Origin of the sequence: Phormidium pseudopriestleyi FRX01 (genome assembly GCF_017313335.1) — a bacterium.
GTDB classification, from domain to species: Bacteria; Cyanobacteriota; Cyanobacteriia; order Cyanobacteriales; family Laspinemataceae; genus Laspinema; species Laspinema pseudopriestleyi.
The window spans coordinates 20760-32513 of record NZ_JAFLQW010000283.1 but is presented as its reverse complement, the minus strand read 5'-3'; the positions used below and the strand labels follow the sequence as shown (position 1 = coordinate 32513).

Sequence of the window (11754 nt, the reverse complement as noted above, 5' to 3'; positions counted from 1 at the left end):
GCTTTGCCCTGGTTGTAGAGTTCGGCCCCATAAAGGACGCGATCGCCCGCTTCACTGACATCCACCCAGGGACGGGGGTAAATTGCCGGTTTGATGCCGCCACCTAATACCACAATTGCCGCTGCATTGGGGAGTTCCCCCGAGGGTAAATGCTGCCATTCCAGGGATTGGGCGATGCCGTTGGCAACCCATCCATTACTGCTGAGGAGTAATATCACCAATGCCGAGGCGATCGCCGCAGATGCCAATTTGGGTCGTCTCCAGAGGGTTACTAATGCCACCAGCATCAATAAGCAACTGAGTCCGAGGGGGTAAATGAAGATGGGAAGCAGCTTGGAAAGAAATAAAAACATTCTAGTCAAACCAACAGGTCAAGCGGGAACTCTTAGAATAGGGTAGCACCAACCGCCGCCTCCTCCATTCTGACTCAGGGAGTGCGAATGAACCCCTTTTGAGGTTCCCAGGCGACTGTTCTGAATCGAGGGAGGAGTTCTTCGGCATCAAAACTAATAAAAGAGGCGATCGGTAATCGGTCTCTCGTTGCTGCCATACCCGGGTTAATCTCAAAAAGCGCTTTGCCTGTGAGTCTACCCGGGGATATTCAGCAGCGATCGCCTACCTCTATCGGAGCGATTCATGACCCCAGTTGGGTCCATGCTCCCTCGACCTAATCCCTAGATTAAGGGTTCGGATATTTCCCTTGATTTTTATTCTTTGTTCAAAAAAAGATGAAATTACAAACAAAATTGGTTTCCAGTTTTTTGGGATTAACAGCCGTTGTCGCTGTTTTGGGCATTACTCATGTCAATTCTAACCAAACCATCAGTCAAAGGATTGAGGAAATTTCTATTCATAAAGTACCCAAAATTGTTGCCCTAGAGGAAATCAAAGTAACTTTGGTGCGGATGATCACCGAAGTTACCTCCTATGCTTTACTCCAATCCGAACTAGAGGGGTTGGGTGAAAAACGAAACAATGCCTCTAGTTTCGTAGAGGGAAAATCTGGTGAATATCAAGAAGCCCATCAAACTCTAGAAAGAGCTCTGGCTCAATTAGACCGGTTAACCCCGAGCACCGGAGAGGAGCGAGAGTTCCTGGAAGATCTCAAGCAAATCATCGAAGAGATTGACCGAATTGCCAAAGAAATTATTGAATTAAAATCTCAAAATATAAATTCGCCAATTTTAACTAATTATAGAAACTTAGAAGAAATAAAAATTGTTTTTACAAGCAAAATAAATTCTCAAGCAGAAAAAGCAGTTTTCGACCTGAAAGAAGACCAAAAACTGCTGGCAAAACAAACCTATCAGGCTAAGTTTGTTAATTTAATTTTAATTGTTTTAATTGCGCTTTTAGCTATTAGTTTAGGTTTGTTATTAGCCGAAGATATTGCCAAACCGATTATTCAGCTTAAAAATGCAGCGATCGCCATCGGACAAGGTAAATTAAATGTCCGTGTTAATATCAACAATAGCAGCGAAATTGGTGTTTTAGCGAATGCCTTTAATAGCATGGCAGAGGAACTCAACAAAAAGACCGTATCCAAGCACTATGTTGATAATATTTTTAAATCACTCCTTGATGCTTTAATTATCTTAAACCCGGATGGAACGATTCGAGACTTTAATTTTGCAACCTTATTCTTGCTGGGTTATGAAAACGACACAGAACTATTAGGGCGGTCTATCAGCACCCTCTTGAAAGACCGACTTACATACGATGAATTAGCGACTCAAACCGGAATAACCAATAGTTTAATTGGTCGAAAAGAAGTAGAATTTTTGAGCAAAGATGGACAAATTATTCCCGTTTATTTTTCTGCCTCAGTGATGCGAGAAGAAGCGGGTGAAATTCAGGCAATCGTCTGTTTAGCCCAGGATATTCGAGAGCGAAAACGAGCCGAAGCTGCTCTACAAGAAAGCGAATATCGTTATCATACCTTGGCATCCATTTCTCCCGTGGGCATCTTCCGCATGAGTGGAACAGGTCAGTTTTTGTACTTGAATGAGCGCTTATCTCAAATTACCGGACTCACCGAAAGCCAAGCCAAAATCGGAGATTGGTTTGAGGTGATTCATCCGGGCGATCGCGATCGGGTGATCCAAGAATGGAATCAGTCTGTAAAAGAGCAATTACCTTTCCAATCTGAGTTTCGGTTTTTACATGAAAATGGCACCGAACGATGGGTTTGGGGTCAAGCAGTCTGCCAAAGCGACAAAGACTGCAACCGCAGCGATTATGTGGGAACCATTGCCGACATCACCGAACGCAAACGGATGGAAGAGGCTCTACAAAAAGCCAATGACGAATTAGAAACTCGGGTCCAAAATCGGACATTCGAGTTAAGGCAAGCATTGGAACAATTACAACGGGAATCCCTGGAACGGAAGTTAGTCGCCGAGGCATTACATCAAAGTCAAGAACGGCTCAACGGCATATTACACTCCATTGATGATGTCGTCTGGTCCATTTCCGGAACCACCTCAGAAATGCTCTATTTGAGTCCCGCAGTGGAAACAATTTATGAAAGACCTTTCTCCGCATTTTTTGAAAATTTTAACCTCTGGCAGGACGTGATTTATCCTAATGATCGAGCCGTGGTGAATCTGGCTTTTCAAACTAGCCTGGAAACCGGCAGTACAGACTTGGAATATCGGATTGTGAGACCCTCTGGAGAGGTGCGCTGGTTGCGGCAACGCACCCGGTTAGTGCGCGATTTTGACGGCAATCCCCTCCGGATCGATGGCATCGCCAGCGATATCACCGATCGCAAACAAGCTGAGGCCAAATTACGCAAATCGGAATTACGCTATCGGAAACTCGCCAAACAAGAAGCCTTAATTAACCGACTCACAGACCAAATCCGGAACTCCCTAGAAATCGATACTATTCTGGAAACTGCCGTGAGTGAAATCCGGTCCTTGTTGCAAGTTGATCGCTGTTTGTTTATCTGGTATCGTCCCCAAGGATTGGGAAAACCCAACGATTCTCACAATGGTGCAACTCCTACTCTGTCCCCTTGCTGGGAAGTGGTCAAAGAATCTCACACTCCAGACTTAACCAGCCTCTTAGGGTATTATCCCACGGATCCACAGAGTTGCCTGATGACTCAACTGTTGAATCGGGAAACCATTCGGGTAGATGATGTGAGCCAGACCCAGAATTCCGACTACCAGAATTTACAAACCGCATGGGGTTATCAAGCATTTGTGGCGTTACCAATTCAAACCTTAAATGGAGAAATTGGCTTAGTCAGTTGTGGTCACTGTCAGGGTCCTCGGCGATGGAGCGATCGCGAACTGTTACTCCTCAAAGCGATCGCCAATCAAGTGGCGATCGCCATTTCCCAAGCCGAACTATACATCCGCGCCACCGACTCCGCCCGCCATGCCCGCGAAAAAGCCCAACAACTCCAACAAACCTTACGAGAACTCCAAAAAACCCAAACCCAACTCATCCAAACCGAAAAAATGTCCAGCCTCGGTCAAATGGTAGCCGGAGTTGCCCACGAAATCAATAATCCCGTTAGCTTTATCTATGGCAATATCGAACCCGCCAACGAATATATCCAAAATTTACTCGATTTATTAGAATTATATCAAACCCACTATGCAGAACCTGTCCCTGAAATCCAAGAATTCATAGAAGAAATCGAATTAGATTTTATCATTGATGACCTTCCAAAACTTTTATCCTCCATGAAAGTTGGAGCTAATCGCATCCGAGAAATCGTCCTTTCCCTGAGAAACTTCTCCCGCTTAGATGAATCTCAAATGAAATCGGTTAACCTCCATGAAGGCATCGATAGCACTCTCTTGATTTTACAAAATCGCCTCAAAGCTAAACCGGGACGGGGTGAAATTAAAATCATTAAAGAATACGATACATTGCCCCTAGTCGAGTGCTATGGTGGCGAACTGAATCAAGTATTTATGAATCTGCTTAGTAATGCGATCGATGCCTTAGAACGACCCCTAAAAAACAACAAATCAAAACAACATACAGCCCTTTTACCGGATGCCACACAGACCAAATCCGATGCAGCCATATCTACCAAAAATTATGCTCCTTACATCCGAATTCAAACAACCCACCCAGGGATAAACCAAATTGAAATCAGAATTTCCGACAACGGCACCGGCATGACAGAGGAAGTCAAACAGAGAATATTTGACCCGTTTTTTACCACCAAACCTGTCGGAGCAGGAACCGGCTTAGGCTTATCCATCAGCTATCAAATCGTCGTCGAAAAACATCGCGGAAAACTCGAATGCTTTTCCATCCCAGGAAAGGGCACTGAATTTTTGATTTCCCTCCCCATTCATCCCGAGTAAATGGAGAGAGTTCAGCACTCCATCCCCCGTGAATTCACGCTATATCCTCTCAGTCCGACTCTCCCAAATCTCGATATCAAGCCAATGAAATCAACAAGTAGGAGCTGGGTTACACTTGCACTAAATTAAGAGAGGAAGTATCATCATCATAAGCATTTAAAGTAGAGAAATTTAAGATGGATTTAGAGTCTCAACAATCCAGTCCCAACAGTCCAGCCTGCCAGGGAAATACGTCCAAGATTCAGCGAATCATTACCTTGGCGATCGCCGTTGGGATTACCCTAGGCTGTACCCAACCTTTGCGATCGGCACAGACAGAAGTTGTTTCCACAGACTCCGTAGTTTCTAACGACTCAGAAGTATTCACAGTTTCAGAAGATGTCCCGATTTCCCCAACTCCAATCACCTCCGTCCCCTCCCATTCTGAAACCCAGGTGGCGCAAAGTGAAGTCGAAATGATGCGGTTAGAAGCGCTCGAAACCGCAATCATCGATGAAAATTTAACCCTCCTCACCAGTTATTGTCGAATGGGACAATGCCTGGAGACTTACTATACGTTTACCTACTTGAAGCAAGAAGCCGATGGGGAACGACTCTACGACACCGAAGTCTTAACCTACAAAGTCCCCCTCGGTGAAACCGTCGGCGAATGGATATTACAGGAAGCTTCCACCAAAGTTTTATGTTCGATCCAACGTCCAATGGTGGTGTTTTCCGATGGGAATAACTACACCATTAACAACCTCAGTCCAGGTAATCAGCCCGGTGGTGTATTCATGGAATCCGATGCCCTATACTGGGCAATTTGTCATAATATTAACATCACAGAATACTCCAATAATCAGTCAAGACGTGACCAAGCTCTGGAGTTAGGGTATAGCCTAGATCTGAACCTCTCCCAAACAAACCAACCTTTCCTTAACTTGATGGATAATTAATCCAGCATCACCAGAACCCTCAAGTTTTGCCCCGACCCCGCTATTCTTGATCGGGGCAATTTATCAAATGCCCCTAATTCTCTGATTTCAACGACTATGAAAAACAAACAGAATCGTTTTGATGCTCCAATGCCTAGAGTAAACTATCGTAGTTCCCGGACTCATTCGCGTACAGATAATAGAGGAGTGCGAGCATCTTGCTCGCTTTTTTATAACAAACTGATTGAGACGCGCTATATAGTGGGTCTCAATGAATTTGATAAATCGGAATTAAGGGAGCGAGACGCTCCCACTCCTCTTAGAATGGTCAAACTGATTGAGACACGCTATAGCAATCCTAAATGATTTATGACATCTGTCTTCTCCCCTCTCCCCCTTTGGGAGAGGCCTGTCCTGAGCCCTGAGCCCTGAGCCCTGAGCCAGTCGAAGGGTCGAAGGGTCGAAGGGTCGAAGGGGGTTGGGGGTGAGGGCATTCCACAACTGATAAAGGATCTGCTATATATAGTGGGTGAAAACTCCTTCCACTACTTAATCTTACTCGTCAAACGGTTGACCTCATCGGCCATTTTTTCCGGTTCTCCAGAAAGGGGAAATAGCAAAATATTGTCAACCTTCGGATTCCTGACTAATTCTTCTAAGCGATTAAATTGCCGTTCAGTAATAGAAATGCCATCGTAAGCCTCTACATAGGGGAGTTCCTCGGCGAAATTTTCATCGGCATAGACTTGAATAAACACGCGATCAACTCCCCAGTTTTCCCAATCTGCTGCAAAGTAGCGTTTTGCCCAATAGGGGTTATGATGACAAATGTCAAAACTCACCGATGGATTGGCGGCTTTGGTTGCTGAAATCGCTTTTTTAACAAAGTTGGTTAATTCCAGGGTGCGATCGACTTGTCCCGGTAACTCAGCATGATACCCTAAATAATCATCCCACTGCACGGCATCAATTGTGGGATATTTGGTGACAAACTCGACTAAAATATTGGTGAAAAATTCCCCAACTTCCGGAACGCCCACATTCAAAACATAATGGTCCACTCCGGGATGGGTACGGTCCACTCCCGGAACAATCCACCCCCGCTGAACAGCTAAATCGAATGCCGGACTATTTTCATCTATTTTAATCCCTTTCTCAAAATAAGCATGAACTTCCATGTCATGTTTCTGCGCTTCGTCAATTAACCAATCCAGCCATTTATCCTCAAACTCATTGGGACAACTCTCATAGCCGAATTTGGCCTGCATAACTGCACTTTTGTACATGGTGCAAGCATTTCCCCAGACGCCATGAATGAGGGTATTAATCCCGCGATCGCGATAATACCTGACCCGGGCTCTAATCGTTTCTTCCGTCGCATTATTGGTGATTTGGTAGCGACTAAAATAAATCCCTCGAATCGCTTTTTGTTCCCAAAGACTTTGAGGAGTGGAGGGGGTTAGGGGATTTTCTGGTAAATTGGCTGGGGGTTTAATCTCAGCCGTTGGCGTGGGGGGAGATGGATTAGAAATTGGGGCGGCGGGTAACCGGGGTTGTTGTGGGGGCGCTTCCGGAGTTGGGGTAGCCTCGGGCAAATTCTGATGTACCTCATCCGCTGGATTAGACGCATTCAGAAAGGGAATTTTTTGTTGTAAATCCTCGGGAATAAAACGACTGATTTCTAAGGGAATATTTTTTCTTAAATCTTCGGGTATAAATCTACTGATGTTTAAATGTTCGCGCTGGGTGAACAACAAATAACCACCACCTAAAATCAGGAGAATTACGGAAAACGGAATGCTGGCACAACCACATCCACCGGGTTCTTTCTTTTGGCGGGGCATAATATATGAACGAGTTAAGTTCGAGTTAATGAATTGAGTTTTAGAGTGTCTTATTTTATCTCAGTAGGGTTATGATTAAGACGTGATTTGGCTAATTTTTTGAAGGACGACCCTATCTTTAATGATAAGAGGCCGATCGCTCCTTTGTCAAGATGGACTTAGACCTTAGCAGACTAGGCAAATCACCACCCTCGGTCAATCTATTCATTGGTCCATAAAAAAGCCCCGATTGGGGCCTGATTGATGAGAATTACACCCTTGATTTTGGAGAAATTCTCGACCCTAAACCCTGGGCATGACTGGCATAGATTCCGGTTTCAACAAATCCGTTAACATTTCGGCTGGGGGTTGCTGATAAGGCCATGCAAAGGCATGACGAAATGCCGCTTCCTGACAGGCTTGCATCTGGCGAAAATCAATAATATCTTGAGTTAATAGACTTTCGTACTCAAAGGGCAAGCGCATATCATGTAATCCGGCATTATCCGTACAAATCGCTATATCAACTCCCGCCTCAAAGCAGCGGTCAAATACGATTTTTAGCTGTTGGATATCCTGGAGGGTTCCGGTTTTAAAATAAGTGGTGGGACAGACTTCTAAACATTGTCCCCGACGGGCAACTTCGGGTAATAATTCCGGATGTTTTAAGGGAATTTGAATCCCATGTCCGATTCGCATTAAGTAGGGGAGGAGTTCCGGATGGCAACCGTCGGGGGTTTCGTAGAGGTGGCCGGTGGTATTTATACCCAGATTGCGGGCATAGGCGTAGAGTTTGACAAATTCATCGAGGCGATCGCCATAATGATTGTCTCCTCCCGCTACATCGATCGCACAGACGTACTGGGGCATCTGACTCGCCAAGTCCACGATCGCCCGATTCACCTCATCAGGCAGTCGCGAATGCATACAGAGAATTTGGCGGGTGACGATGGGATATTCCGGCAACTGCGACGCCTTTCCCACCACCTCCACAATCTCTGCCATGAGATCGATTCGCTGAGATTGACTCAAATCATGGGGGGTCCGCAGGTAGGGGGTATAACGCAGTTCTAAATAGGCCAGATTCTCAAAAATATAGGCCCCCCGAATCAACCGATAGATAAAATACGGGAGAGTTTCGACGCTTTGGACACTTTCAACCAGGGTGTGGAGTTCTAAATACTCATCTAGAGTATCCCGGGGTTTGGTGTAAAACTCCTCAAACCCTGGATATTCGGGAAACCTTAGCGCCAGTTCGCGATCGTGACGCTGAAAGTATCGCCACAGAACCCGAGGCACCACCGAACCTCCTAGATGTCGGTGCAGTTCAGCATATAAAGCCACAGCAGCTTCTCCTCTTGTAAATGGGTGAGGGGTCAATGAGTTCGGAGAGCTAATTAGATCTAGGGTATCGAAAAGATGCACTCCGAGTCAAGCCCTTTAGGTTATATTTTAGTGTGATTTTTTGGAAACGGAAAATTTAACAAAAATTAATTTGACAAGTGGTACGGTATCTGGAGATAATTGTCGATTGTGTAAACTTTAGCGAAAAAGACCCTTGGCTAACGTCGTTGTAATCGGTGCCCAATGGGGCGATGAAGGAAAAGGCAAAGTTACTGATCTGTTGAGCAAATCGGCAGATGTTGTAGTCCGTTACCAAGGGGGGGTCAACGCCGGTCACACGGTAGTAGTCAAGGACCAAACCTTCAAACTGCACCTGATTCCCTCTGGTATCCTTTATCCAGAAACCGAATGTATCATTGGTTCGGGAACGGTAATCGATCCAAAAACTTTAATTGAAGAACTCGATCGCCTCGAAGCGCTCAATATTTCTACCCAGAACCTCATGATTTCCCAGACGGCTCATGTCACGATGCCGTACCATCGCCTCATCGATCTGGCATCGGAGGAGCGTCGGGGAAACCACAAAATCGGCACAACCGGGCGCGGAATTGGCCCGACTTATGCCGATAAATCTGAACGGATTGGGATTCGCATTTTAGATTTAATCGATCCCGAGGGGCTACGCAAGCAACTCAACTGGACGATTAACTATAAAAACGTGATTTTGGAGAAATTGTACGATCTGCCGCCGCTGGATCCGGAGGCCGTGATCGATGAGTACGAGCAATACGCTCAACGTCTACGTCCTCATGTGGTGGATGCCTCCCTGAAAATTTATGACGCCGTTCTTGAACGGCGCAATATTTTATTTGAAGGGGCGCAAGGGACCCTGCTGGACCTCGATCATGGGACTTACCCTTATGTCACCTCGTCCAACCCGGTAGCGGGTGGGGCCTGTGTGGGAGCCGGAGTCGGGCCGACGATGATCGATCGCGTGATTGGAGTGGCGAAAGCTTATACCACGCGGGTGGGTGAAGGGCCTTTCCCCACGGAAATGACCGAGGGAATTGGAGATATTCTGTGCGATCGCGGTGCAGAATTCGGGACCACAACGGGGCGAAAACGTCGCTGTGGCTGGTTTGATGCCGTCATCGGTCGCTATGCAGTCCGCATTAACGGCATCGACTGTCTCGCCATTACCAAACTCGATGTCTTAGACGAACTCGACGAAATCAAAGTCTGCGTTGCCTACGAAATTGATGGCACTCGCTGCGATAATTTCCCCAACAGTTCCCGTCTGTTTGCTCGGTGTACACCCATTTATGAAACCCTTCCCGGTTGGCAGCAATCCACCATGAACTGTCGGACTTTGGAAGACTTACCCAAGCAAGCCCTAGACTACCTCAAATATTTAGCCGAATTGATGGCAGCCCCGATCGCCGTGGTCTCCATTGGCGCCAGTCGTGACCAAACCATCATCGTTGAAGACCCCATCCACGGACCCAAACGCGGTCTTTTGGATGCCAACGGCACTCCCGTCTAAGCTCAGGTTTGACATCCTGAATCCTGACGATTTAAAATACATTAAAAGGGGGGCCGTCCCCCTTTTTCTCTTCAGGGCAATTCTCCAGATTCTAATTCTTTGGCGATCAAGACCACCATTTCACCCGAGTAACATTGGTTTCATGTCTTGATCGGTTCCATATATTGACAATATTTTTTAAATTTCAAAGGTAAATTACAAAAATGACCAATCAAAGATGGGATACTGATGAAGATAGAATGATTCATAAATTGACCGTTCACAAAAATTTGATTACTTGGGTGATCCAACAATTAGAAAAAGAAAATATTCCCTGTCAAAGAACAACGGGAAACGACCCAAATGGCGATATTTTGGTGATTAATCCAGAGCAGGCTCCCAGCGTCAAAGAAATAATTAGGGGTATTAACAGACAATTTAATGGATAGAGCGATGCCCTACATCGAAATCAAGACTAAAAAAACTATTGATCCAGGAGAAGCGTAGAAAATCATTAATAAAGGGACGATCATTGCAGTGTTGACAACCGGACGCATTTCAACTAATGCAAAACAATTATTGGATAAAGCGCAAATAGCTTGGGCTGAAAATGTTCCCGAAAGCGAGTTTATGGAATCAGAATCCCAGGAGGAAAGCTAATGTTAGATGTCAGCTTTTATACAGAAGGGCAAGAACCACATACGATAGAGATGACCGAAGATTTTTTTGAGTGGTTGGCTCATACGAACTTTTCCAGGATAGGTAAATCTCAACCGACACTGATTAACATAGAAGAAGAGAAAGAAGAACTGCTGTTGATTAAACTAGATCCAGAAAATCGCCAGATTCTCAAGTATTTTCTGCGGGATGCCATTATCCTAGAAAGTGAAAAAATCATTGAAAAATTGGGAGATTCTCCGTCCAAAGAGGAATATCAAAAACTGACCTATCCCCTGAAAAAACTGCATGAATTACGCCGCTGTGTGGAAAACGAAACCTACCAATATCTCCAACGGGCTTGAATATCTGTCCCCGCTGTTGATAGAATAGGAGATTGCAGCGTTTTCCCGGACCCTCTGGTTAGACCGTGAACAACGTCCGATCCATCTTTAATCGCTAACCCCTAACGAGTAACACCTAACATGACAGTCATCGTTGAATGCCAAAAACGCCACGAAGGAAGCAAACCCAAGGCCCTGCGACGGTCAGGATTGATTCCGGCGTCCCTGTATGGTCATCAAGGCAAGGAATCCATTAGCCTGACGATTCCCGCCAAAGTCGCTGAGAAATTGCTCAAAGAAGCCTCAGTGAACAATACCTTGGTGGATCTCAATATCCCCGATCTTTCCTGGAAGGGCAAAACCATCCTCAGAGAAGTTCAGACTCATCCTTGGAAATCAACCTCGGTTTACCACATCAGCTTTTTTGCGGTGTCGGCAGGGACCAGCTTGGATTTGGTTGTGCCGCTACATTTGGTGGGAGAACCATACGGGGTCACCCAGGAAGGGGGTGTCTTAGATATCATGATGACGGAACTCCCGATCCAATGTACCCGGGACAATATCCCCGATTCTATTGAAATTGATATTACGCACCTCAAACTTGGGGATTCCTTACAAGTTCATGAACTCCCCTTATCGGAAGGAGTAACGGCTCACGTTGAGGGCGAGCGCACGGTTTTGGCGATTCTCCAGTCCAGAAATAGCGAGAAAGCCACTAGCGAAGAGGGTGCTGAGGAAGGAGCCACTGTATAGTTAGATTCTAGTCTGTGATCCTCTGCCGGTCCCTGGGAGTAAAAACTCCTTGCCAAAGGC

General features: G+C 45.7%; 9 protein-coding genes and 1 pseudogene. 6 read left to right on the top strand and 4 right to left on the bottom strand.

The genetic code is table 11. The features are described from left to right. Together J0895_RS10480 and J0895_RS26360 are read right to left on the bottom strand one after the other, a co-directional pair. A pseudogene (locus tag J0895_RS10480) lies at window positions 1-353 on the bottom strand (YdcF family protein); the annotation flags it as partial. Window positions 354-427: 74 nt separating this feature from the next. After that, window positions 428-550 carry a hypothetical protein gene (locus J0895_RS26360; RefSeq protein ID WP_277989818.1) on the bottom strand — a complete coding sequence of 41 codons (123 nt, stop codon included), beginning with the start codon at window positions 548-550 and terminating at the stop codon, window positions 428-430. 178 nt (window positions 551-728) lie between these two features. On the opposite strand from J0895_RS26360, the gene J0895_RS10475 reads away from it, so the two are divergent. Beyond that, the gene (locus J0895_RS10475) at window positions 729-4334 is read left to right on the top strand and encodes a PAS domain S-box protein (RefSeq protein ID WP_207088045.1); all 3606 of its coding nucleotides are present in this window, start codon (window positions 729-731) and stop codon (window positions 4332-4334) included. A gap of 176 nt (window positions 4335-4510) precedes the next feature. Next, window positions 4511-5272: a hypothetical protein gene (locus tag J0895_RS10470; RefSeq protein ID WP_207088044.1), complete on the top strand. Its 762-nt coding sequence runs from the start codon at window positions 4511-4513 to the stop codon at window positions 5270-5272. Window positions 5273-5796: 524 nt separating this feature from the next. On the opposite strand, the gene J0895_RS10465 is transcribed toward J0895_RS10470, so the two are convergent. Together J0895_RS10465 and J0895_RS10460 are read right to left on the bottom strand one after the other, a co-directional pair. Then, on the bottom strand, window positions 5797-7095 hold the full coding sequence (locus J0895_RS10465) for a family 10 glycosylhydrolase (RefSeq protein WP_207088043.1): 1299 nt from the start codon (window positions 7093-7095) through the stop codon (window positions 5797-5799). Window positions 7096-7377: 282 nt separating this feature from the next. Then, window positions 7378-8418, bottom strand: coding sequence for an amidohydrolase family protein (locus J0895_RS10460; RefSeq protein WP_207088042.1), 1041 nt, complete (start codon window positions 8416-8418; stop codon window positions 7378-7380). Between the two features lie 214 nt (window positions 8419-8632). Between J0895_RS10460 and J0895_RS10455 the strand changes: the two genes are divergently transcribed. The 4 genes from J0895_RS10455 (at window position 8633) to J0895_RS10440 (ending at window position 11694) form a co-directional block, all read left to right on the top strand. Beyond that, window positions 8633-9961: an adenylosuccinate synthase gene (locus J0895_RS10455; protein WP_207088041.1), complete on the top strand. Its 1329-nt coding sequence runs from the start codon at window positions 8633-8635 to the stop codon at window positions 9959-9961. Between the two features lie 203 nt (window positions 9962-10164). Beyond that, entirely contained in the window at window positions 10165-10389 is a 225-nt protein-coding gene (locus J0895_RS10450) for a hypothetical protein (RefSeq protein ID WP_207088040.1), read from the top strand. A gap of 210 nt (window positions 10390-10599) precedes the next feature. Next, on the top strand, window positions 10600-10962 hold the full coding sequence (locus J0895_RS10445; protein WP_207088039.1) for a hypothetical protein: 363 nt from the start codon (window positions 10600-10602) through the stop codon (window positions 10960-10962). Window positions 10963-11082: 120 nt separating this feature from the next. Continuing rightward, window positions 11083-11694: a 50S ribosomal protein L25/general stress protein Ctc gene (locus J0895_RS10440; RefSeq protein ID WP_207088038.1), complete on the top strand. Its 612-nt coding sequence runs from the start codon at window positions 11083-11085 to the stop codon at window positions 11692-11694. The last annotated feature ends 60 nt before the right edge of the window (window positions 11695-11754 follow it).